The sequence below is a fragment of the Paraburkholderia sp. RL17-380-BIE-A genome, from assembly GCF_046028085.1.
In the GTDB taxonomy this organism is placed as follows: domain Bacteria; phylum Pseudomonadota; class Gammaproteobacteria; order Burkholderiales; family Burkholderiaceae; genus Paraburkholderia.
Genome location: NZ_JARESQ010000012.1, coordinates 172,673 through 195,077, shown reverse-complemented (window position 1 = coordinate 195,077; position 22,405 = coordinate 172,673). Strand labels below are relative to the sequence as shown.

The following is a 22,405-nucleotide window of genomic DNA, read 5'->3' as shown; positions in this document are numbered from 1 at the left end:
GCGGCACTCGGCACGCGGCCCTCGGCGGCGGCGCCCTCCGCGACATCGTACCCAACGAATATCAGCTTGCATGAACCTCGCATACAGATTACGTTCTTATTACAATTGGAGCGACATCGGTTGCCGGGGCGATTGCGCCAGCCACCCAAAGTATTCATTGCCGCCGATCCACGCGGCACAAGTTAATCGAGCTGTTCGATATCCGCACCCAATGATCCACAAGAAGAAATCCCAGTCTCACGATCCCTACGCGCCCGTCGCGAAGAACCAGTTGCTGGCCGCGCGCCTGCCCATGTGGCGTTCGAAATTCATCGTCCTGCTGGTGTTCGGCGCGTTTGCCTCGCTGGCGGGGCGCGCGTTCTGGGTGCAGGTGGTGAACCAGGACTTCTACGTCGATCAGGGCCAGAAACGCTACCAGCGTACCCTCGAACTCGACGCGACACGCGGGCGGATCGTCGATCGCAACGGCTCGATGCTCGCCGTCAGCCTCGCGACCTATGAAATCTGGGCCTCGCCCAAACTGATCGACGAAGCAGCGGTCGCGCCGCTCTCCAAGCTGCTCGATCTGCCACTCGCGGAGCTGCGCAGGCGTCTGAACGGCGACAAGACCTTCGTTCTGCTCAAGCGGCAGGTGGATGCCGAGACCGCCGGACATCTGTCCAAACTGGGCCTTGCCGGCATCACGCAGATCGCGGATTCGAAGCGGTTCTACCCCGAAGGCGAATCGGCGGCGCACGTAGTCGGTTTCACGGATGTCGAGGACAACGGCCAGGAAGGCGTCGAGCTCGCCGCCAACGAGCAGCTGCTCGGCGTGCCCGGCCAGCGTGAAGTGATCCGCGACCGTCTGGGCCGCGTGGTGTCCGAGACCCGGCCGCTCGTGCCCGCGCAGAACGGCGACACCATCCACCTCACGATCGACCGGCGGATTCAGCAGCTCGCTTACGCGCAGTTGAAGGAAGCCATTGCCAAACATCACGCGGAGGCGGGCAGCGTGGTGGTGCTCGATGCGCGCAATGGCGAAATTCTGGCGCTCGCCAATTATCCGAGCTTCGATCCGAACGACCGCGCCCGCCTGACTGGCCGTCAATTGCGCAATCGCGCGGTGGTCGACACCTTCGAGCCCGGCTCGACGATCAAGCCGGTGGTCGTCGCGCTGTCGATCGACGCGGGCAAGGTGCGGCCGCAGAGCATCATCGATACCGCGCCGGGCTGGTACAAGATCGGGCCTGCCGTGATCCACGACACCTCGAATCACGGCGCGATGACGGTCGCCGAAGCGGTGCAGAAGTCAAGCAACATCGCGCTCGCCAAGCTCGCGCTCAATCTGCCGGCCGAGACGATCTGGACCAAGTATCAGGAATACGGGCTCGGCCTGCGCCCTGAGCTGACCTTTCCGGGCGTGGCGTCGGGCAAGGTGCGTCCGTATAAACGCTGGCGTCCGATCGAACAGGCGACCATGGCGTATGGCTATGGGCTCTCCACCTCGCTGCTGCAGATCGCGCAGGTCTACACGGCGTATGCGGGCGACGGCACGATGCATCACGTGAGTCTGTTGCGTAATGGAGCGGGGGCGGGAGCGGAAGCCGGCGCCGCGCAGTCCACGGACAAAAAAGGTCACACGGTCACGACGCCGGCGACCGCGCGCGCCATCCGCTCGATGCTGGAGATGGCGACCGGCGTGGGCGGCACAGGCCGCGCGGCAACGGTGGAAGGCTACCGGGTCGGCGGCAAGACCGGCACGGCGCGCAAGCAGGTCGGCGCGAGCTACGCGAAAAACCGCTACCGCGCGCTGTTCGTCGGCATGGCGCCGATGAGCGATCCACGGCTGATCGTCGCGGTCATGATCGACGACCCGGCGGGCAAGGCGTTCTATGGCGGCACGGTGGCCGGTCCGGTGTTCAGCGGCGTGACGGGCGGAGCGTTGCAATTGCTCGGCGTGCCGCCGGATGCGCCGGTGGGTGTGAACGGCGTTAGCTGAATGGGTTGAGGTAGAAGGGGTGAATTGAGCGGCGTTAGCTGAATGGCGTGAGGTAGACGGGGTGAATTGGGCGGCGTTAGCTGAATGGCCTGAGGAAGACCGTATGAATTGAGCGGCGTGAGTTGAGCGGTGAGGTCAACGGCGTGATCCGCTCGTAGCGCGGCAGGGGCCCAGGAAACGCAGTCCTCGCGCGAAGCTCGCATCGCGCCCCATCCCTTCGCACGGACGGCAAGCCCTGCGGCGCGATCAGGCATAAGCAATGATGGGCCGAAGCGGCGCGCAATCTCTGCAGAATGCGCCGGCGAATCAGCCGCACAATCGCCGCCGGATGCGCCAACTAATCAGCCGCGCAATCTCCATCCGCATTCACCAGCGCTTCGATGCGATTACGGCCGTTGCGTTTGGCCTGGTACATCGCGCGATCCGCTTCTTCCATGATCACGCTGCCCAACGTGGCCGCCTCGGCCTGCGTACCGCTGACCATCCGCGCCGCCACGCCGATCGACACCGTCAAGGCAATGCGTTCGCCGTTATCGTCCTGCAAAGCCAGCCTCTCGACCGCCAGCCGTACACGCTCGGCAACGGTGAGCGCATCGGCCCGGTCACCTTGCAGCAGGGCGGCAAATTCTTCACCGCCATATCGTGCCACGGTATCGCCGAGGCGCACCTGCTGCCGCACACAAGCCGCCACCGCTGCCAGCGCGCGGTCGCCGGTCTGATGACCGTAGGTATCGTTGATCCGCTTGAAGCTGTCGATATCGATGAAAAGACACGCCACCGGCATCCGATAGCGAACGGCGCGCATGACTTCCTCACGCAGCCGCTCGTCGAAGTAGCGGCGATTGGCGAGGCCCGTCAACGAATCGGTCATGCCCAGTTGCTTGAGCCGCTCGCGATGCGCGACATTGTCGAGGCTCGCCGTCACGATGCTCGCGAAGCGCTCCAGAATGTCGGTGGCCATGCCTTGACCGAAACGCGCAGGATCGTCGCTGCCGAGCCAGAGATAGCCGCTGACGGTGTCGCCCGCGGCAAGCGGCAGCAGGATCGCACTGGCCGGCGCTTCGGCGTCGCCGAAGAAAGCGCGCCGCACCGTGTCGTCCAGTTCGCGCAACGTGCCGAGCCACGGCCGGCCATCGTCGCATAGACCTCGAGCGGCAAGACCGCCCTCGCGCGACGTTCGCAGGTTGGGCTGGTCGAGCGCCTGCAAGGCGGTCGGCTCGAGCAGTTCGCGCAGCATCGGCGCGCGGTCGTCGAGCCAGAGCGTCACGCCCGTGAGTGAGAACTCCCGCGGCAAATGACTGATTAGCGTATCGAGAAAGGACGGGAAATCTTGCGCCCCGATCAATCGCAACTCCACGGTCTGGAAGCGGCGCAGCGTGCGCTCATTGTGCTGCACGGTATCGACGAGCGAGCGAAGGCGCTCGGAAAGCGGCGTTTGGGCGAGATTCGTCACGTTATGAGGTGCGAGCCCGAAGGGCGAAGCGGGGTCGGCGGCCCCAACCGCTCTAATAACGGCCGATTTCACGAGGTCTTGAGGGTACGCGCCGACTACGCTTTTACGCGATCTTAAGTCTCGCTTAATTCTTTGCTGTAACCATGAGGCACAACATCCCCTGTTGAAGCCGCCAGAACATCGGCGGCGCTTTTTCTCAAGGGTGTCGACGACGCGCGATAAGACGGGCTGCAGGCCCGCGAAGAAGGAGTCAAACCATGGATGAAAACACGGTATTCGAGCATCTGCGCGCCATGCCCGGCAACGAATGGGTCCACCAGATTCACTCGTGCAAGGTCTCGGACCCGCTGCAGCATCCTTGGGGACGTTCTTACCGGCTCGTCGAATGGACCATGAAGCACACGCCCGAATCATGTCGCCGGGTGGTGCCCGCCGAGAGCACCCCGCTTGAAATCGCTCAGGCTGTCGTCTCGCACGTTCCGGGCCGGCGCTTCTGCCAGCACGGTGACGAATAGCACGCGACAGGGTCGATCACACGCGGCGCATGCATTGCGCTAGCCACGCGCGGCAATCGACTCGCAGTACTCCAATGCATCATCCAGCCGGTCGTTGCCCCAGAACATTTCATCGCCGACAAAAAACGTCGGGGCGCCGAAAATGCCGCGCGCCGCGGCCGCCGAGGTCTGCTCACGCAGGCGCAGTTTGTTCGCGTCGCTTTGCGCTTCGGTGATGATCTGCCGGGAAGGCAATCCCAGTTCCTCGAGCGCCTCGCTCACCACCTCCATCGAGCCGATGTCGCGGTCATGCGCGAAGTTCAGTTGCATGATCTGGCGACAGTACGCCGCGATCCATTCGCGCTCCGCGCCGAGCAGCGCCACGCGCATGGCGAGGAGCGCCGCACGTGGGAACGTGCTGGGACGCTTCAGCGGGATGCCATATTTGCGGCATTGCCGTTCCATGTCCTTCCATACGTACGCGCCCTTCTCCTTCTGCAGCACGAACGGTGAATTGTCGAAACCGAGGTCGCGGAAAACAGGCCCCAGCAAGAATGGGCGCCAGCCGATTCGCAAGCCCCTTGCCGCGGCCAGAGCCTCGATGCGCATCACGCTGAGGTAGCTGTAGTTACTGCCGAAGTCGAACCAGAACTCGATTTCCGGTGCGCGCGTGATCGCGCGAGATGCGACATCGCTCATGTTTACCTCTCCGATCGTATGCAGACGCATGGTGCCCACCCGCGCCCCACGTCTTGCAAAGCTTAACAGTCGCCCGGCGCGCTTATCCCTATGATGGCCCTACAACCCGCCACGTCAGATGGTCATACACCATGCGCTATCCCTACGACATTCTTACTGCCACGTGTCTTTTCATCATCGTGGTCTCCACGTCCATCATGCTCGCGCTGTGTTGAACACGTGAGCCGCCTCGCGCGAAGGAAGTGAACCTGCGAACGCGCTGTACGTGCGTTCGTAAAAAGACGGGATATACTGTACATATATACAGTACTTTTTCGTCTGAGCAATGCGTCTTCCACCCTTCGATCCGCCCACGCTCGCCGAACTGCGCGCCTGGTGGCGCACGCGCGACGAAGAGGCCGTCCAGCGGCTCATCCTCGAAATCCAGCGGCAGCGGCTTACGCTGCTGGAGCTGCGCAACCTGATCGACTGCGGCGTCCAGCAAGCTCGCGCAGCGGACCGCGCGCTGGTAGAACGCGGCGAACCGTTGATGACACTGCGCATCAGGATTGCTCAGGAAGTGCTGCGTGTCGGCGATATCGACGACACGCGGCAGATGAGCCGCGCCGCACAGGAAAGACTTGCGGTTCGTACCGAAGGTCAGATGGAATACGCGCGCGAAGGCCGTCTCAGGCGACAGCGCCGCAACATCTAGTCAGAGCGCGGTGCCCACTCTCCTGTCGTGACGGCGCGAAACTAGCGCGCGGATCGTTCAGCGCGTTTGTGTCGCCACGCGCAGGCCAAGCGAAATGAACAGCACGCCGATAATCTTGTTCTGCCAGCGCGTCAACCAGGTCAGGCGCTTGACGAGTTTGCCCAGCGGACGAATGGTCAATACGATCAGCGTCGTATAAAGCGCACTCATGCCGACAAAGATAAGCCCGAGCGTGGTGAATTGCAGAAACGTGGAGCCGTGTTCGGGATGAACGAACTGCGGCAGGAACGCGAGAAAAAACAGCGCCGTCTTGGGATTCAGCACTTCGGCGGGAATGGCCTGAAAGAACGCTTTCGAGGCCGACACCGGCGCCACCGCCGGCATATGCGCACTCGCCTGCTTCTCGCGCAATGCACGAATGCCCAGATAGACGAGGTAGGCCGCGCCGACGAACTTCACCGCGTTGAACGCGAGCGCGGAGGTCATCAGCAGCGCCGAGAGGCCGACCGATGCACCCAGCGCATGAATGAAATCACCCACCGCGATACCGAGGCCGGTGAGAATGCCGGCCTTGCGACCGCCATGCACGGTGCGCGTCAAAACCAGCAGCACGGCAGGACCCGGAATCAGAAAGAGCCCGAGTACGACGGCAACGAAAGTCCCCAACGTGGATAGGTCAAGCATGCTGTCTCCTTGATGACGCGCTGATTGTCGCGGACGACCGCGTGGCGTTCAGCGAAAGATTGTAGACGAATGCGTGCAATTCGATTGATGCGCGGCGCGGAGGCGGCAGACCACGGCGACAATGACCGTGCTCTACGCGCGAATGCGTGGCAGGCCGAATCCGTTCGCAGCGGCCGATCCGTTACCATGGCGGGCACGGCGCCGCGTGCGGCCCGCATTTTTTCATCCACCGAAGTCTTTGCCTTGCCCACTTATACCTTGCCCGCGGCGCTGAGCGCGGAACTCGAGATTCGCAAGAGTCGATTTATTGCGTATGCGATACCGGTCGCCGACCGCGACGCCGCGATGGCCGAGTTGCGGCGTCTGCGCGACGAGCATCCCGCCGCGACGCACGTCTGCTGGGCGTTGCTGGCAGGCGGCCAGTCCGGCATGTCCGACGACGGCGAGCCCTCCGGCACCGCCGGCCGGCCGATTCTGGAAGTCTTGCGGCATCACGATCTGGACGGCGTGCTGGCCGCCGTCGTGCGCTACTACGGCGGCGTGAAGCTCGGCGCCGGCGGGCTCGTGCGCGCGTACACCGATGCGATTGCTTCGGCTTTACTGGATGCACCGCGCGTTGAGCGGATCGCGCAGGTTTCGCTGACCGTCGAAGTCAGCTACGCCGACGAGGCGAAAGTGCGCCGATGGATCGATGCCGAAGGCTATACGCTTGTGGACAGCGCTTACGCGATGCTCGTGAAGATGACGATCCGTCTGCCTGTCAATGTGATGGAGGACGCTCAGCGAGCGTTGGTGGATATGACTCAGGGGAAAGCCGGGTTCTTCTGACGGCTCGGCGTGACACGCCCTCTGTTGCGTGCGTGTTCGCCAGCAGTCGGTATAGAAGATCGCGTCGTCAAGGCTCAAGACTTCGCCCGGCTGAAATGCGAACGGGTTGATCTGATAGTAGTCGACGCGTTCACCCATTTGTTTTGCCATACTTAGCAATATTGAACCCACGCGTTAAGTACGGGTACGCATCAACCGAACCGCGAATCGACAATGGGCGTGCGCGCCGCAATCTCTGCATTATCGCAAGCTCAAGCGTCGCCATCAGCGATTACGAGCATGCCATGTGCGGGACTGACGCGAAGGGTTGTCACACGCGACTGTTATTGTCGTGAGATAACGATTACCGCATCGATCTGACCGGACCCAGGACGCGCGCGTAACAGTGATCCTCTAATGACACGGTGTTTATCGCAGCGCCTGCTGGTTATGATGAGCACGCCCGCTTGAAACCAGCGTGAATCCGGGTCACGATGTCATTAAGAGATGTACGGGGCCGGGCCGCTGTTACCATGTCGTTTATTCCCCCGGAATGATTCAATTTAAAAGGGTAACTCCTCTGACTTCGACCGCCGCTTTTTCCAGCACAGCGCCTGAGTCGCCACGCCGGAGCGCGTCTGCGCCGCCATCGCTCAGTCACACTCACTCCCCCTTGGCGACGACCGTGCTCAAGGGTTGCGGCACGATCGCGCTGCCGTTGATGCTGTCCGCCTGCTCCTGGTCTTGGTTTGGCCTGAATAGCACGCCGCGCGCGGCGGCGCATCCAACCGGCTGGCTCAGCGTCGCCCCTGCCCGTGACTTCCCCTACATGCCAGCCCGCAATGGAGAGGTCTCGCCGAACCGAATCGAAAACACGGCAATGACGGGCGTCGTGCTCAAAGACGATATCAATGAAACCGTGCGCGACGGCATTGTGAACCGCCTGAAAATCGCCGGTTTTCATCTCGACGAAGGCAAGCGGGTTCTCAGCGGCAGCATCGAGAAATTCTCAGTGGACGACACGCGGTCGCCGGCGTTCTGGACGCTCAAAATGCGCTATGTGGTGACCGATGCCACGACTCAAAAGGTGGTGTTTTCCACCACCAAGACGGTCAAGCAAAAATCGCCCAAGTTCACCAGCAACACCATCGCAATCGAAGACACGGTCAGGCTGAACGTCGACGCGTTGATCGGCGATCCGGGGTTTGTCAAAGCGGTGAATTGAGGGCGCCGGCAGCGTGAGCTGGAACGGGTTTCGCTACAATTGGCCAGAGGGTATCGCGCGGGCTGCCGTTGCGCCGTGCGATGGATCTCCAACGTCCGTTCACCGTGCGAGCCGTCATGTCCATTACCGCCTGGCTGTTTTTTCTACCCGCCTGTTTCGCGATCAATCTGGCGCCCGGCCCCAATAATCTGCTGTCGATCAATGTGGCGGCGCGTCATGGCTTCATGACCGCGTTCGTCGGCGGCACGGGCCGCCTCGTCGCTTTCGCCTTGATGCTCGTGCTTGCCGCAACGGGGCTTGCGGTTGTGTTGCACGCTTCGGAGTGGTTCTTTCTGGCCATCAAACTGGCCGGCGCTGCTTATCTGATCTGGCTCGCCATCCAGCTGTGGCGCAGCGACGCGCCAACCATCGACACGACGCAACAGGACGATGCATCCCTTGCACGGGTCGCGCAGCGGGAGTTCCTCGTGGCCGCCGGGAACCCGAAAGCCATTCTGGTGTTCACCGCGTTTTTGCCGCAGTTCGTCGATATCGCCAAGCCCATGCTGCCGCAGTTCGCGGTGCTGGGCATCAGTTTTCTGGTGCTGGAATGGTTTGCTATCGCGTTGTATTCGTGGGCGGGGATGTATCTCGGGAAATGGTTGGTCCGTGCGACGGTGCGGCGATGGTTCAACCGGTGTTGTGGGGGTTTTCTGGCGGCGATTGGGGTGGGGTTTTTGATGGTGAGGAGGGGGTGAGGGTATCTGGGAAAGCGGTTAACCGCTTTGTCGCGGCTGGACGATTCGAGCCGGGACGCCGACTACCGTGACATGCGGCGGCACGTCGAACGTGACCACGGCGTTCGCGCCGATCTTCGCATTCCGCCCGATCGTCACCGGCCCCAGTATGCATGCACCCGCACCGATTAGAACGTTATCCTCGATAACCGGCGCACCTGGCTGCCCGCGGCCCCCAATCACTACGTTGGGTGCAATGACTATATCGCTACCGAGCACCGCGTGCCGATGCACGACGATGCCAAGTCCCTGATAGCCGAACACCACATTTCGCCCGACTATCACCGAGGGTGGCAAGGATACAGAAAAGACCACGCGGTTAAAGACTTTTAGCGCCCACGGCAAAAAAGGCACATGTAGACGATGAAGTAGATGCGCTACGCGATAGATGTACAACACGAAAGACTTCCTTGATTGACTGTGCGCGCGATTGGCTCGCCCCGGTTACCGCTGGACGATTAGCGCCTTACCTAACATAAGTGCGAACTTGCTGTTCGTGACCAGATAGCGGCGCCACATACGACGCGGCTCCTGCAGGACGCGAAAGAACCATTCCAGCCCCGCCCTTTGCATCCAGCGAGGTGCCCGGTTGACTTTACCGGCCACGACATCGAACGTTCCTCCCACCCCCATCACGAAATCGACACCGAGCGCCGCTTGCCAGCGGTTGATGAAATTCTCCTTGGTAGGCGAGGTAATCGCCACGAACAGCAGTCGCGCGCCTGACTCGCGAATCCGGTCGACAACGGATTGCTGGTCATTGCCGAAATAACCGTGGTGATATCCCGCGATTCGCAGACCGGGATAGCGGGCCGTGCATATCGTGGCCACGCGTGCGACCACCTCGTCGGTCGCGCCGAGCAAATACACCGGAAGCCCTAGCCTCGCCGCCTCCGCTAGCAACCTGTCGAACAGATCGACGCCGGCAACACGTTCAGGCACCTCGTGACCAAGCATCCGCGCCGCCCAGATCACGCCCATCCCGTCGATACTGATCAGGTCACAATACTGGACCGACTTTGCCAGTTCGGTGTCGGCCTGCATATGTACGAGCTTCGCCACATTGACCGCGACGTGCTGGGTGAAGCGTCTAGCAATAATTCGAGTCAAAATCGCGGCGACCGTTTCTTCCATTGTCGCCACATCCATAGGACATCCAAATACTTCAATGCGCTTCATAAAGCCACTCTGCCTGTTCTCTGACATCCCACATATGAATAGCGTGTCGCGGATGTTGCCTTTATTTCTTCGACACCGAAACCGGTCCAAAAAACAACGTAATCTCGCTGACATCGGACGCGGAACCGTTCCACCCAGACTTGTACAGTCCCATTTTCAAATACGCATCCTGCACACCCATGTAGGCATTTGGTACCCCTTGCGATGCAAACACCAACCGTCCGTCCCTCCACAACTGGGTCGAAGCGTGGTGACCGGAATCGTCGCCAACATAGCGCAGCGACCAGTTGACCCACTTGCCCTCGTCAGCGTCCGCGCAGCACAGCCACTTGCCGGCGGAAACAGTCGCGGTATTCGCCCCTCCACGCTCCGAAATGGCGTACTGCTTACCTTGCAAACTCAACGCGATCGTTGGGCCGCCGGTCCATTCACCTTGATGTACCTGGGTGATAATGACCGCCTGCCTGGCGTCGAAAGTGAAACCAACGGGTATGAACGTGCTCCATCTGATCAGATAGTCTGTTCCCTGCGAAAAACTCACCGCTCGCGGAAAGATCAACTCTGCTCGAGGAACGCCGTTCGCGATCTTCGAAAAGTCTTCGGATCGAGTCATATGAATACGCAAGGCCTTGCGTCCGGCGACCATCGGGTCGTCGACCACGGTGATACCGCCGGGATTTGCCTGAACGCCAATGCCTGCATCGATACCATCTTCCCACGCCGTCGAGAACAGCTTGTCGTACGTGCTCGCCCACGCGCTCATTTGCGGATCGGTCCACGCGACTCCGATATCCTGGGCGCGAACAATACTTAAAGTTCCCAGAAGACAAATCAGCAACCATCCATGCCTCATACAAGCTGCTCCCTTTTGGAATCGCCCACTTTCCGATAGCATCGAACGTATTGACCGACAATCGCGTCAACCGAATAACGGCTTAAGGCTCTTGACACCGCTTGCCGCCCCATTGCACGTGCAAGATCGGGGCTTTCGACCACCTGCCGGATTCTTTCCGCCAGTTCGTCAGCGTCGCCGCAACGGACGAGGTAGCCCGTCACCCCCTCCTCGACCAGATCGAGGAACCCACCGACTCGCGTACCGATCACTGGGCGACCGATAAACATCGCCTCCAGTGTCGAGATGCCGAACGCTTCAAAATGACTCGGCATGCAAAACACGGCCGCGTCGCGATAGAACGCGAGCTTTGCATCGCCCTGTAACCATCCGACAAAGCGCACCCGCTCACTCACGCCGCAATCGATCGCTGCACGATTCCATCTATCCATATCGCCGGCGCCCGCCAACCGCAGTTCAACCTCGACGCCCTGTCGTTTCAGCGACGCAATCGCCCTCAGCAACTCGTCGAGCCCCTTGCCCTCCGTGAATCTGCCGGCAAAAGCGACGTATGGCATCGCGTCCGTGCCCGTCGCGCCTGGGGAATCCCGCAAAGCCGCGCCTGCCGCCAATTCAGCGCTATACGCCGAGTTCCCGATTACATGCAGATCATGCGCAGCACCCTGATGAACCTGCAGTTCCGCCGCAATTGCCGATGACACAGCTACCACGGCGTCTGCTCCGCGAATGAAGCACAACACAGCTTTGCGAGTGGCAGATCCACTGCGGGTCCAAAAATATTGGAAATTACCTGCATGCAGATGAAAGATTGTTTTTTTCCCGCACAGTCGCGCAAGCAGATACAGCATGAATTTTCGGTAGAAAGAACCTCGGACCGACACATGGAAATGAATCAGGTCGACACCCTTGAGCAGCGCGAATAGAAAGCATGGAATATCGACTAGCAGAAAGCACAATAGCGATCTCAGGCTTTGGAAACCATGCGTTTCGAAGATGGCCACCCCTACACCGGCATGCAGAAACCTCGCCCGTTGCGCGCCCAGCTCGGCGAGAACAGATGCAATGCCACCTCGCTGACCCTGTCCGGGTCCCACGTGCAGCACGCGCATCGACGCTGATTCATGAAGCGAGTGCGCGTTATTGTCCCGACGCTTATTCATCGTCCAACCTTCTCGTTAGAGGGTGGAGATCTGCCGCACCACGCTCGACGAGCACAGCAATCATGGCCAGATATGGGCTGACGATTGCAGAGACAAGCACATGACCCGCAGTGCAAGCGGTTCCCATCAAGACGATATAAAACCATTTGCCAAAGCCCGGGACGGCCCCGTTTCCGCGATATAAGAACGCCCTTCCAACACGCCACAAATACAGAACACAAACTGGCAGACCCATCGCCAGCACCAGATCAGGCACGTCGATCTCAACCAGATAGCGCACTACCGGATAGCCGCCCGTGAGCAATGGCACAAAACCTTCGCTTGCCACTTCGTCCCATACATTCGAAAACTTGACGTCGCGCCCGGATAAAATCATGGTGAGCATTCCGCCCTCGCCGGCGTGATCATGCTGATACATGAAATATTGCAGACTGAGATCGACGGCGCTTCGCACGCCCGGCAGCGACAGGTAGACGGCCCCCGCCAGGCCAACCAGTACTGCAACGAGGGCCGCCGCGCGCAAGGTCGCTTGCGGCACCCGATGTCGGCAGTACAAATACGAACATGTCATGGCAAGCGCTCCCGCCATCGCCGCCTTGGTGCCAACAAGGCATGAAGCGAGCACAATGCTGCCGACCAAGGCGCCATTCCATGCCGTCCAGCCCGACGTCAAAACTCTGAGCAGGCCATAGCCAAGCGCCACGATCATGAGGGCGGACGCTTCGTTCTGCGCGTACACAATGCCCTTGTAACCAGAGCGGATTTGCGTTTCAGCCCAATAGCTGCGAAACATATCGATCGAGAACACCGCGCCCACCATGATTGCCAACGCGTAGGCAAACAGCGTCAAACGCACGATCGGTTCGAGTTTCTCAAGTTGGCTGTCGCTCATTCCCGAGAGCGCTGCGAGACAGACAAAAAAAGAGAATACTTTGAGAACGAAAACAGCTTGCTGCGTAAACTCGGCGCTTGTCACATCCCCGAATACGACCGCCCCTGCCGACGCGATGATCGCCAGCACGGCCAGTAGCGCCGTACGCCAACTTGAAAGCCTTATCCGGCCGCCTGCGAGCATAAACAGTATCAGTCCGCCCACCATGCTTCCGCGCACGAACAGCGAGAAACGCGCGTCACCGCCCGCGCTCTCGATTCCATGCGCAGCCAGGACTGACAGGTAGTCCGCGAACGGCGATAGCGCGAGTCCGCCCGCGAACACCATCCATATCAATGGCGTTCCAGGCTGGCGAGTCGGCTCATGCGCCGCCAATCGGTTCCCCTGCTGCACGAATACGGCGTCAGTCATGGCGCGCGCTTGCCGCATGGCTCACCGATGACGACCGCTGCAATGCAACCACGCTCCAACGAGCCGCGGTGCGCAAGAGACGCATCGGCCAAAGTGCTACGTCATGCAATGACGCGCGCGATCTTATCCCTGCTCCACGCTCCTCTTCGATACTGCTCGGCAACCGTTCGAAATCCTCCCACACGGCATAGGGACGCAATTCGGCTACGCGAGCCCCGCCCTCGTCGCGATGCCATGGCCAGTCATCGAGCAAAGCGCCGAGTGGGCCTTCCGAATAGGCGAGAGCCTGACTGGCCGCCCGCGCTGATATCCAGTAGCCCACGGATCCCGATGTCCACTGTTTGAACGGAACACCGACACGCAGTCCGCCAATCGCCGTGACTCGTCTGAGCGGCTCATTGAAGTAGGTCCACGATGACTCTGAGCGGCGCAATTTGGATTGTCCAAGCAGAACAATATCGGCGATGGCCGACAACTCGGACTCGTTGATACGCAGCACATCTTCAAAGAATGCCGGTTCGAGGATCGCATCGTCTTCGAGGATTACCGCAGCGCGACCCGTTTCAACAATCTTGCGCCACACCGAGCGATGGCTCATGAAGCACGCCACTTCCGCACGGGTCAATGAGCGTCCGTAACGACGGCGAGCCGCAACATCGTCGTAGGCGGCATCCAGTTCGATCTGAGTAAGGCAACGCCCATCGACAGCGTCCTCGAAACGGAATGGCGCGTCATGGTCACCCAATAATCCGGCAATTGCATCGCGGCGGCCGGAACGAGACAGGGATATGACATGAACAGGGACCAGGCTTGGCATCATCGAATCAACAATTGGGTAAAGTGGTGGCGCAGCACCGGCTTGCTCAAGATCATCGAGACATACACGGCAAGCAACAGCGCCTCAGCGGTAAGAAGCGACACCGCGGCGCCATCGGCGCCGAAACGCGGCGTCAGAACAATTGCCAGGCCAACGTTCAGCGCGCCAGCCGCCAGCATCATCAGCGACCGCACGCGGGCATTCCCGAACGGCACCAGTACTTGCAATCCAAGAAAATAGGCCAGATTGCCGAACACGCTTGCAAGGCAAAGCAACTTGAGCAGCGACGCGCTACCCGCAAAGCCGGCACCCAGAATCAAAGTAGTCAGCGGTGTCGACACATAGGCGATGACCGCCAGTGCGGCCAGCGTCGTCGACACGATGGCAAACGCACCGATCGCCGTGAGCCGGGCAGCCGACCGGGGTTGCGCGAAAAACATCGACGCGATGCGCGGATAGCAAACCGTATTAATTTGAGCCGGCACCATATTGGCCACGGCCTTCAGTTTCTCGGCGGCCGTATAGATGCCCACCTGATACGGCGTCGTCATTGACGCGAGAACAACTGCGTTCGTTATGCCGAAAAGACTCACCGACGCCGACGAGACGAACATGTCGGCGCTTTCCCGAACACGCTGGGAGACCGAACGCAGCGATGCTGATGGAAGGCGCAGAACACCCAGTTGCCGTGCGGCAATCAGAGAAAAGAGTCCCGTTAAAACCGCGGCTCCCCCCTGGATTCCTGCTGCGCAGGCAACATCGTCACTGTGGCGTACGAAGACGAACGTCAGCGGCAAGGCTATAAAGCGGCCCGCCAGTGCGACGGTCGCAATTGCGGAGAACCGCTCGAGTCCCTGCAACAACCAGTTCAGTGTAAAGACATTACCAACCGCCATCGGCCACGCAGCCAGTACCACGGGAAAGACCGAAGCCAGTTTGCGATCAAAGCAGGCAACGACCAGCAGAACTGCGAACGAGAGCGAGCACAGGCATGCTTTGGCGATCATCGTCGACCAGACGAGTTCGTTCAGTGCCTCCGGTTGCCCTCGCCGTTCAACGACCGCCCTCGGACCGCTGAGAAAGAATCCCCACTCCGTCACAAGCATTCCATACGTAGCGATCGCCGTCGCATAGCCAAGCACGCCGAAATGCGCCGCGCCGAGCACACGCGTCAGATAGGGAAACGTCGCCAATGGCACGAGGTAGTTACCGACCTGCCACACCATCATGGCGACGAAGTTCGAACGGATACGTGACGCCTTCATCGCCGAATTTTCGCGCGTTGCAGATTGATCGCTCACGCGATGCCTCGGCATGTGAACGCTGAAGGACGGGGCGCGCTACGCATGCGCCAGCACGCCGCGCGTGTCGATCACGACCTTCGCCTGGAAGCGGACTGGATCCACGCGCCGGAACTGCGCATGGTCGACCAGAATGACGATGATGTCCGCCTCCAACAGCGCTTCGTTCAATTCGCAGAGCCGCACCTTACCGTCGAGCGCCGCGGGCAAGGTTCTGACATTGGGTTCGACGACCACCACCTGCCCCGCGAATCTCTCCGCGAGTTCGTCAGCGATTTCGACTGCCGGGCTCTCACGCAAGTCGTCGATATTCGCTTTGAAGGCCAGCCCGAGACATGCGATCACCGGATCCTTGAACCGTCGCGCAGCGCGCTCGACGCGGTCGATGACATAGCCAGGCTTGGCGTCGTTGACGGTTCTCGCGGTACGAATCAGACGCGCCTGCTCGGGCGCTGAATCGACGATGAACCAGGGGTCGACGGCGATGCAATGGCCTCCCACTCCAGGGCCTGGCTGCAGGATGCTTACACGTGGATGCCGGTTCGCAAGCCGGATCAGCTCCCACACGTTGATATCGAGCTTGTCGCAAATGATCGAGAGTTCATTCGCGAAGGCAATGTTCACGTCGCGGAATGAGTTCTCGGTAAGCTTGCACATCTCGGCTGTTCGAGCATCCGTCAAGATGCAATCGCCGCGCACGAAGCTTTGATAGAGTTCGCGTGCCAATTCGCTGCACCGTGGCGTCATGCCGCCGATTACGCGGTCGTTCTCAACCAGTTCCCGAATCACGTGACCGGGTAGCACGCGCTCCGGACAATGTGCGATACGGATGTCTGATAGCTCGCCGGCCTGTTGCGGAAAAGTGAGATCGGGACGGAGCTCCGACATCCAGGCCGCCATCTGTTCAGTCGTGCCGACCGGCGATGTCGATTCGAGCACCACGAGATCACCCTTCTTGAGCACCGGCGCAATCGCGTGGCTCGCCGCCTCGATGAAACGGAGGTCCGGTTTGTAGCCGTCCGAGAAAGGTGTCGGTACCGCGATAAGGAACGCATCTGCCGGCTCAGGCGTGATGGTCGCACGCAGATAGCCTTGCGTTACCGCCGCGTGCACCAGCATGTCGAGTTCCGGCTCGACAATGTGAATGGCGCCGCGGTTAATGGTGTCGACCGCATGCTGACTAATGTCCACTCCGATAACACGCTTGCGGCGCGCCGCAAATGCGGCTGCAGTCGGCAGACCGATGTAGCCGAGGCCAACTACCGAAACAGTTTCAAAATCCATTTCTTTTCTATATCCGTAGGCAAATTGTGTTCGCTCGGACCGCTGGAGCCGGACCTCGCGAACCCGGACGTGACGCGATACGACCGTCGTGGAAGGCACCGCACCGATCCGCGGCAGTTTGTTGAAATCGATTACCTGGCCTTTTCCGCCCCATACTCGGAGAATGCGCCATACGCGCTGGCGCGATGGGGCACACCGTTCAACAGAACGCCATCGACGGCGCGACCCGCGCTACCCAGTTGTCGCGTGCTTTCCTGGAGCTCGGCGGCCGAGTGGCGTCCGTGACGGACAACGAGCAATGTCAGGCCTGCGTGTTTTGCAACCAGCACCGGGTCGGTCACCGCGAGTACCGGCGGTGAATCGACGATCACCACGTCGTACAGCTTGCTGAAGTGCGCGAGCAATTTTCCGAAGGCATCGCTCATCAGCATTTCAGCCGGACTGGAGGCCACGCTTCCACTCGTCAGTACATCAAGGTTCGGCAGAACCTGACGGTGGACAGCACTGGCCGGTTCGACTCCACCGATCACATCGGACAGACCCGGTTTACTGGGAAGCGAGAAGTACCTGTGCACGTCGCCCCGGCGCATGTCCGAGTCGATCAACAGAACGCGCTTACCGCCTGTCGATAGCACCGCGGACAAGTTCACCGAGAGAAACGACTTGCCGACTCCTGGCCGCGGCCCCGTCAACATCACGATGTTGTTGTGCGATTTGAGCAAGCCGAATTGCAATGCGGTCCTCAGACTGCGGATTCCTTCGACCGCGATATCGTCGGGCTGAACCGCCGCGAGCACGTTCAAGCCCTGCACGCCACCACGCGCCGCCTGTTGTAGCGCCCGCTGCCGCGTGCTCTTCGAGACGATCGCGTATACCGGCACGCCGACAGCGCCTTCGATTCCCGACGGGGTCTCGAGCCCGCGATTCAGCGTGCTGCGCACAAATGCGACGGAGCACCCGAGCAGTAGACCGATGACACCCGACAACGCAATCACCAAGGTTTTCTTCGGCTTCACGGGCCTTTCGGCCACCTCGGCGTAGTCGACTGTGTGAACGTTCCCCAACTGGCCCGCCTTTATACGCGCAATTGCTGCGCGCTATCCAGCAGCTTCGTGTACAGGTCCGTATCGACCCGCACATCGCGCAGGAGACGGAGTTCCTGTTGCTGAACATTCGGCAAAGCAGCGACTTTCTCATTGAAAGCAGCCTGCTGTTTCTGCAGTTCCGCAATCTGGGCGTCGATAGCCTGCACTGAGGGATGTTCGACCGTGTACCGTTGTGCAAGCGCAGAACGTTGTTGCTGTAACTCGATCAACCTGGTTTGACTATCGACGATTGACTGCAACAGGAGTTTGCCTTCGGCCTCCAGATCGACGGTGCCTTTCTCGGTGCGGAACGCGTTATATTTCGACTCGGCTTCGTCGAGGTCCGCGCGTAACTGAGGAAGTTGTTCGCCGAGGAACTGCAACATCTGCTGTGCCTGCGCAGACTTCCTGTCCACATTTCGCTGAACGTAAATGCTCGCAACACGGTTAACGGTCGCAGCGGCGCTCGCCGCGTCCGCGCCTTCAAGCGAGACAGCGACAATGCCCGACTGTTTCGCCTTCTCCCTGATATTGAGCGCGCTTTGCAGATCCGCTGCCGTAAGTTGTGTCGAGGCCCTCGCAAGATTGAATGACGTGCCCGCGCGCGCAACCATGCGGTTCACGCTCAGTTGCACCGGACCATACCGCGTCATACCCTGCGCCGTGGCGCCAACATGGCCGTGCAGCACCGTGCGGCCATCCGGGCCCTGGAGTTCGAATGCCTGGTTCGCCTCCACCATCAATCTGAAAGACTGATCGTAAAGCGCGGCGGGGACGTCGAATTGCATCACATCCAGACTCTCACCGCCCCACGCGAAACGACTCATCCCCAAGACGGGATCCGCCGGAGCGCCTGCGGTCACATACCGCGCGACCAGCGCGCCGATTAAGGAAAACCGGTACGGCGTTGCCTTCACGTCGAGATGCAAACTACGGACGGTTTCTTCCGCCACCCTCCGCGATCGGATCAGTTCAATTTCGGCGTCGGTCGACACCTTGCTCTGGAACAAGGATGCAAGGTCGCCGAGTTTGTCGTTGAGCGTATCGCTGCCAGGGTCGCTGTCGACCTGAATCATCACATCGGCTTTGTACAATGGCGTGGCGAAAAACGCATAGGCCACGCCGAGAAACAGCATTGCCGCAGTGGTCAGCGCAATGAGAAGCCGGTTCTCGCCCAACAAGGCAATGACATCGGACAGCGTGATTTCCTTTTCGCTCAGCGCGTCGGCCGAGCGTTCCCGATCAAGTAATTTCATAATTCAGTGCATCAACCTGGCAATGTCTTCGCACCATTTCAAAACGCTGTGCTCGATTTGCGCGAAAGCCAGTTCAAAAATGACACGATGCCGCTGATACGGATCCACAATATCAAGTTGCTCATGCTCGCCCAACCGGAATACCTTCCCCCTTGCGAACGGGAATCGATCGAGAATCAACGCGCGCTGCGTGTTCGTCATGGTCAGCACGACATCTGCTGCGCGCACGTGTTCGTCGCTCAGTGCCTCTGCCACATGTCCACTAATATCCATCCCATGCTCACGCGCAACCTGGATCGCCATCGGATCCGCATGCCGGCCAACGAGCGCTCGCGTCCCTGCCGAACTCACTGAAACAAGTGGCAGCGCCCGCTCGAGAAGCGCCCGCGCCACCGGACTTCGGCAGACATTCCCCTCACACACCATCAAAATCCGGGTCATTTCGCAATCACCCCCGCAGTCAAGCCCGTGCTGATCAACGGCATCAACAAACTCAGCACACGATTGAAGCGAACGAGACCGCTACCATCCACATACACCACGTCCTTCGGTTGCAGCTCGAAATCCTTGGCGAGCAGCATCGCGACCGGTGAATGGCCGTCGAGGTGAAACACTTGCGGCGTGCCCGCCAGCGAACCGCGGATCACGAACATCTGAGCGGCGTCGGCGGTCGAAGCATTCACGCTGCCGGCCTGCGCAAGAGCGTCGGCCAGCGTCATGCGCCCCGTTCGACGCGGAATCGCAGAGACCGGTTTGTTCACTTCGCCCATCACATACGCGTCGTTTTCGTCACGCGACACGACGCGCAGCAGGTCGCCTGGTTTCAGATAGAGGCGCGACGGGCTCAATCCCTGTGCAAGCATCTGGGTCAGGTTCACGCGATAAGACCGTTCGCCGCGAACCAGAACGAGGTCGCTCTGGTCGGCCGCTTCACTGAATCCACCTGCGCGGCCCACTGCTTCGTAAAGCGACATGGGCACGTCGTTGACCGCCAATGTGCCGGGGCTACGCACTTCTCCATCCACGTACACCTGGTGCGCCCGATACGACGCCATCCGCACGGTCACTTGCGGTTTGACCAGGTACTTGCCGAGCACGCTGCTCAACCGTTGCTGTATCTCTTCGGTGCGCAGGCCGGCCACTTGCAGGGTGCCTGCGTACGGAAATGTCAGGCCGCCGTTCTGATCGACGACGAATCCAGCGAGCGGATCACCCGGCCGCGACGAAGATTGCGTTTGTGCCGACCCAAGTGCCGCCGCGAATTCCGGATGGTCCCAGACGACAATTTGCAGCACATCGCCCGGCCCGACCGTGTAGGCCAACGGCGCTCCAGAGAGCAATTGCGACAGTTCGATCTGCTGCTGTTTCCGGCTTTGAGCCAGTTGCGAGATCAACTCCGCGTCGACTTCCGTGATGGCGATGTCCGGTGTGCCCGCCGTTGCATCGGCCTTTTCGCTTGCCGCGCCTTCACCGGCTTCTCCAACCACGCTCGACGTATTGGACCCACCCGACTTGTCCTGCACGCGAGACGTTTCCATTCGCATACCTGGCGCCACTGCACATCCACCGGTCAGCAGGATTACCGCTGCCATCAAAACCCCAAGCCTGAACGCCGGCCGGGTTGAAAATACCGCTAACATCTTGTTCAACCTATTCAAGAGAACGCGCCGAAGCCGCGTTCTCGCTGCCCGCTATTGGGCAGATTTCATTCATATTCCACTGGGATATGCGACGTCTTCCACAATCGGCACGGCTTCATGGCCAATCTGGTTTCAGATCGCGATGAAGCCGCACGTCAATACGCATTCCGATGCCGCAACCCCTTCACCACCGTCGCAAACACAATCCGCATATCCAACCCAAACGACCAGTTACGCAAGTAGTACAGATCGTGTTCCACCCGTGCCTGCATCTTTTCAACCCGATCCGTCTCTCCGCGAAAACCATTGACTTGAGCCCACCCGGTAATACCCGGCTTGATCCGGTACCGATGGATATAACCGTCGACGATGCCGCGATACTCGTCATCGTGTTCGATCGCGTGGGGCCGCGGCCCCACCACCGACATCTCCCCGCGCAGCACATTCAGAAACTGCGGCAATTCATCGAGACTCGTGCGACGCAAGAACGCGCCCACGCGAGTGACACGCGGATCGCCACGCGTAGCCTGACGAACGACACCGGTGCGCGCCGCGTGCTTGCGCATGGAGCGAAACTTGTAGATGCGAAACACACGTCCGTCCGCGCCCTTGCGCCGCTGGGTGAACAACACCGGCCCCTCCGACGTCGCCTTGACGGCCACTGCAATCGTCACCATCACCGGCGCCAACGCGAGCAACGCCGTGAGCGCGAACAGCCGGTCGAAAACCGCCTTCTGAACCAACGCGTACGGAGTCATCGGCGATGCCATCAGATTGATGGCCGGCGTGCCAATCAGATCGACCACGTTCCGATCGAACATCGCAAGACTGCGTACATCAGGAATGAAGCGCACGTTGACCAGGTCGCCGCTGAATTCGTCGAGGATCCGCAGCACGGTGTCCTCCTCTGACATGGATAGCGCGAGCCACACTTCTTCGACCTGCTCACAGCGTACCCAGTCCGCGAATTCGGGCAGACACCCGAACGACGGCAAGCCCGGAAAATCAGCCTCGTTCCCCTGCCGCGTGTTGAACGTGGCAACCATCCGGAAGCCCGCTTCCGGCGAGCGCACGATATTGGCGATCACACGGTCGCGATGCGCGCCGACGCCCACCACCGCCACCGTGCGCAGGTTGCCTCCCGCCCGCCTCATGCGGCCGAGTACCGCATGCACCAGCAGTCGCGAAACGACCAGCCCAACCGCCGTGATCGCGGTCCAACTCACGCACCAGAGCCGCGACACTGATGCAGCACGGTGAAGCAGGAACAACATGGCAAGTCCGCAAACCTGCACCGCGATCCAGCCGAATACGATGTTGAAACTCAAACGCCATTTCGACCGGCCGCGCCACGAGTCGTACACGCCGAACCATGGCAACAGCACAATGGCAAACGCCATATCGAACGCGACGAACGCACCCTCGAAAATCGACAGACCCGGACGAGGCACGAACGCGAGCGAGGCCAACGACGCGCCCAACGCAATCAACATCACGTCGAGCAGGCGCGCCAACATGCTGTCCACGTCCGCTAAATTCCGGCCGGCGGGTTGACGAATTGCCGTTCGCATGGACCTTGCCCTAACACGCGTGAGGGTCGCGGCGCCGGGCACCAGCTTCCACGCCATGCAGACGGCTCTCCGGTGCCACTTGCGCGAACGTGACGGAATAGTCCAAAGCAGTCCTCGGCCTCATGGCATCACCCTCAATACAGTTC

General features: G+C 60.4%; 22 protein-coding genes. 6 read left to right on the top strand and 16 right to left on the bottom strand.

Annotated features, from left to right (window positions below; all coding sequences use genetic code 11):
* Nucleotides 1-211 precede the first annotated feature (211 nt).
* Entirely contained in the window at nt 212-1,978 is a 1,767-nt protein-coding gene (locus P0D68_RS21500) for a peptidoglycan D,D-transpeptidase FtsI family protein (protein ID WP_408299592.1), read from the top strand.
* 337 nt (nt 1,979-2,315) lie between these two features.
* Here the strand turns inward: P0D68_RS21500 and P0D68_RS21495 are convergent, their stop codons facing one another.
* Nucleotides 2,316-3,431, bottom strand: a complete 1,116-nt coding sequence (locus tag P0D68_RS21495; protein WP_408299590.1) for a GGDEF domain-containing protein — start codon at nt 3,429-3,431, stop codon at nt 2,316-2,318.
* Between the two features lie 257 nt (nt 3,432-3,688).
* Between P0D68_RS21495 and P0D68_RS21490 the strand changes: the two genes are divergently transcribed.
* Nucleotides 3,689-3,946: a DUF2866 domain-containing protein gene (locus tag P0D68_RS21490; protein ID WP_091802919.1), complete on the top strand. Its 258-nt coding sequence runs from the start codon at nt 3,689-3,691 to the stop codon at nt 3,944-3,946.
* A gap of 39 nt (nt 3,947-3,985) precedes the next feature.
* On the opposite strand, the gene P0D68_RS21485 is transcribed toward P0D68_RS21490, so the two are convergent.
* On the bottom strand, nt 3,986-4,624 hold the full coding sequence (locus P0D68_RS21485; RefSeq protein WP_408299588.1) for a 2-hydroxychromene-2-carboxylate isomerase: 639 nt from the start codon (nt 4,622-4,624) through the stop codon (nt 3,986-3,988).
* A gap of 325 nt (nt 4,625-4,949) precedes the next feature.
* On the opposite strand from P0D68_RS21485, the gene P0D68_RS21480 reads away from it, so the two are divergent.
* Nucleotides 4,950-5,318, top strand: coding sequence for a hypothetical protein (locus tag P0D68_RS21480; RefSeq protein ID WP_408182318.1), 369 nt, complete (start codon nt 4,950-4,952; stop codon nt 5,316-5,318).
* A gap of 57 nt (nt 5,319-5,375) precedes the next feature.
* Here the strand turns inward: P0D68_RS21480 and P0D68_RS21475 are convergent, their stop codons facing one another.
* Nucleotides 5,376-6,002, bottom strand: a complete 627-nt coding sequence (locus P0D68_RS21475; protein WP_408299586.1) for a LysE family translocator — start codon at nt 6,000-6,002, stop codon at nt 5,376-5,378.
* Nucleotides 6,003-6,188: 186 nt separating this feature from the next.
* Between P0D68_RS21475 and P0D68_RS21470 the strand changes: the two genes are divergently transcribed.
* From P0D68_RS21470 to P0D68_RS21460, 3 genes are all read left to right on the top strand, one after another.
* Complete coding sequence (locus P0D68_RS21470) at nt 6,189-6,830, top strand: IMPACT family protein (RefSeq protein ID WP_408299682.1); 642 nt, start codon at nt 6,189-6,191, stop codon at nt 6,828-6,830.
* A gap of 664 nt (nt 6,831-7,494) precedes the next feature.
* Complete coding sequence (locus P0D68_RS21465) at nt 7,495-8,034, top strand: hypothetical protein (protein WP_408299680.1); 540 nt, start codon at nt 7,495-7,497, stop codon at nt 8,032-8,034.
* A 116-nt stretch (nt 8,035-8,150) separates the two neighbouring features.
* Nucleotides 8,151-8,771, top strand: coding sequence for a LysE family translocator (locus P0D68_RS21460; RefSeq protein ID WP_408299584.1), 621 nt, complete (start codon nt 8,151-8,153; stop codon nt 8,769-8,771).
* Nucleotides 8,772-8,789: 18 nt separating this feature from the next.
* On the opposite strand, the gene P0D68_RS21455 is transcribed toward P0D68_RS21460, so the two are convergent.
* The 13 genes from P0D68_RS21455 to P0D68_RS21395 form a co-directional block, all read right to left on the bottom strand.
* Complete coding sequence (locus P0D68_RS21455) at nt 8,790-9,209, bottom strand: serine O-acetyltransferase (RefSeq protein WP_408299582.1); 420 nt, start codon at nt 9,207-9,209, stop codon at nt 8,790-8,792.
* A gap of 45 nt (nt 9,210-9,254) precedes the next feature.
* Nucleotides 9,255-9,989 carry a WecB/TagA/CpsF family glycosyltransferase gene (locus P0D68_RS21450; protein ID WP_408299580.1) on the bottom strand — a complete coding sequence of 245 codons (735 nt, stop codon included), beginning with the start codon at nt 9,987-9,989 and terminating at the stop codon, nt 9,255-9,257.
* Between the two features lie 61 nt (nt 9,990-10,050).
* Nucleotides 10,051-10,752, bottom strand: a complete 702-nt coding sequence (locus P0D68_RS21445; RefSeq protein ID WP_408468744.1) for a heparin lyase I family protein — start codon at nt 10,750-10,752, stop codon at nt 10,051-10,053.
* An 86-nt stretch (nt 10,753-10,838) separates the two neighbouring features.
* The gene (locus P0D68_RS21440; RefSeq protein ID WP_408299576.1) at nt 10,839-12,002 is read right to left on the bottom strand and encodes a glycosyltransferase family 4 protein; all 1,164 of its coding nucleotides are present in this window, start codon (nt 12,000-12,002) and stop codon (nt 10,839-10,841) included.
* On the bottom strand, nt 11,995-13,305 hold the full coding sequence (locus P0D68_RS21435) for an O-antigen ligase family protein (protein ID WP_408299574.1): 1,311 nt from the start codon (nt 13,303-13,305) through the stop codon (nt 11,995-11,997). The genes P0D68_RS21440 and P0D68_RS21435 overlap by 8 nt, the downstream gene beginning before the upstream one ends.
* Entirely contained in the window at nt 13,298-14,125 is an 828-nt protein-coding gene (locus tag P0D68_RS21430) for a glycosyltransferase family 25 protein (RefSeq protein WP_408299572.1), read from the bottom strand. Before P0D68_RS21430 ends, P0D68_RS21435 begins: the two co-directional genes overlap by 8 nt.
* Entirely contained in the window at nt 14,122-15,423 is a 1,302-nt protein-coding gene (locus tag P0D68_RS21425; RefSeq protein WP_408299570.1) for a flippase, read from the bottom strand. Before P0D68_RS21425 ends, P0D68_RS21430 begins: the two co-directional genes overlap by 4 nt.
* A 39-nt stretch (nt 15,424-15,462) precedes the next feature.
* Entirely contained in the window at nt 15,463-16,707 is a 1,245-nt protein-coding gene (gene wecC, locus P0D68_RS21420) for a UDP-N-acetyl-D-mannosamine dehydrogenase (RefSeq protein ID WP_408299568.1), read from the bottom strand.
* A 131-nt stretch (nt 16,708-16,838) separates the two neighbouring features.
* Nucleotides 16,839-17,738, bottom strand: coding sequence for a polysaccharide biosynthesis tyrosine autokinase (locus tag P0D68_RS21415; protein WP_408468747.1), 900 nt, complete (start codon nt 17,736-17,738; stop codon nt 16,839-16,841).
* 44 nt (nt 17,739-17,782) lie between these two features.
* Complete coding sequence (locus P0D68_RS21410; protein ID WP_408468743.1) at nt 17,783-19,048, bottom strand: Wzz/FepE/Etk N-terminal domain-containing protein; 1,266 nt, start codon at nt 19,046-19,048, stop codon at nt 17,783-17,785.
* 3 nt (nt 19,049-19,051) lie between these two features.
* Complete coding sequence (locus tag P0D68_RS21405) at nt 19,052-19,489, bottom strand: low molecular weight protein-tyrosine-phosphatase (RefSeq protein ID WP_408299564.1); 438 nt, start codon at nt 19,487-19,489, stop codon at nt 19,052-19,054.
* Nucleotides 19,486-20,688 (bottom strand): polysaccharide biosynthesis/export family protein, encoded by a 1,203-nt coding sequence (locus P0D68_RS21400; RefSeq protein ID WP_459252017.1) that lies wholly within the window; start codon nt 20,686-20,688, stop codon nt 19,486-19,488. Before P0D68_RS21400 ends, P0D68_RS21405 begins: the two co-directional genes overlap by 4 nt.
* Before the next feature lie 155 nt (nt 20,689-20,843).
* Nucleotides 20,844-22,259: an undecaprenyl-phosphate glucose phosphotransferase gene (locus P0D68_RS21395; RefSeq protein WP_408299560.1), complete on the bottom strand. Its 1,416-nt coding sequence runs from the start codon at nt 22,257-22,259 to the stop codon at nt 20,844-20,846.
* Nucleotides 22,260-22,405: the final 146 nt, after the last annotated feature.

Coding starts and splice junctions, on each gene's coding strand:
- wecC (WP_408299568.1), bottom strand. CDS start 16,707: ATGGATTTTGAAACTGTTTCGGTAGTTGGCCTCGGCTACATCGGTCTG.
- P0D68_RS21450 (WP_408299580.1), bottom strand. CDS start 9,989: ATGAAGCGCATTGAAGTATTTGGATGTCCTATGGATGTGGCGACAATG.
- P0D68_RS21410 (WP_408468743.1), bottom strand. CDS start 19,048: ATGAAATTACTTGATCGGGAACGCTCGGCCGACGCGCTGAGCGAAAAG.
- P0D68_RS21485 (WP_408299588.1), bottom strand. CDS start 4,624: ATGAGCGATGTCGCATCTCGCGCGATCACGCGCGCACCGGAAATCGAG.
- P0D68_RS21430 (WP_408299572.1), bottom strand. CDS start 14,125: ATGATGCCAAGCCTGGTCCCTGTTCATGTCATATCCCTGTCTCGTTCC.
- P0D68_RS21445 (WP_408468744.1), bottom strand. CDS start 10,752: ATGAGCGCGTGGGCGAGCACGTACGACAAGCTGTTCTCGACGGCGTGG.
- P0D68_RS21500 (WP_408299592.1), top strand. CDS start 212: ATGATCCACAAGAAGAAATCCCAGTCTCACGATCCCTACGCGCCCGTC.
- P0D68_RS21470 (WP_408299682.1), top strand. CDS start 6,189: ATGGCGGGCACGGCGCCGCGTGCGGCCCGCATTTTTTCATCCACCGAA.
- P0D68_RS21440 (WP_408299576.1), bottom strand. CDS start 12,002: ATGAATAAGCGTCGGGACAATAACGCGCACTCGCTTCATGAATCAGCG.
- P0D68_RS21475 (WP_408299586.1), bottom strand. CDS start 6,002: ATGCTTGACCTATCCACGTTGGGGACTTTCGTTGCCGTCGTACTCGGG.
- P0D68_RS21405 (WP_408299564.1), bottom strand. CDS start 19,489: ATGACCCGGATTTTGATGGTGTGTGAGGGGAATGTCTGCCGAAGTCCG.
- P0D68_RS21435 (WP_408299574.1), bottom strand. CDS start 13,305: ATGACTGACGCCGTATTCGTGCAGCAGGGGAACCGATTGGCGGCGCAT.
- P0D68_RS21460 (WP_408299584.1), top strand. CDS start 8,151: ATGTCCATTACCGCCTGGCTGTTTTTTCTACCCGCCTGTTTCGCGATC.
- P0D68_RS21490 (WP_091802919.1), top strand. CDS start 3,689: ATGGATGAAAACACGGTATTCGAGCATCTGCGCGCCATGCCCGGCAAC.
- P0D68_RS21480 (WP_408182318.1), top strand. CDS start 4,950: ATGCGTCTTCCACCCTTCGATCCGCCCACGCTCGCCGAACTGCGCGCC.
- P0D68_RS21395 (WP_408299560.1), bottom strand. CDS start 22,259: ATGCGAACGGCAATTCGTCAACCCGCCGGCCGGAATTTAGCGGACGTG.
- P0D68_RS21400 (WP_459252017.1), bottom strand. CDS start 20,688: ATGTTAGCGGTATTTTCAACCCGGCCGGCGTTCAGGCTTGGGGTTTTG.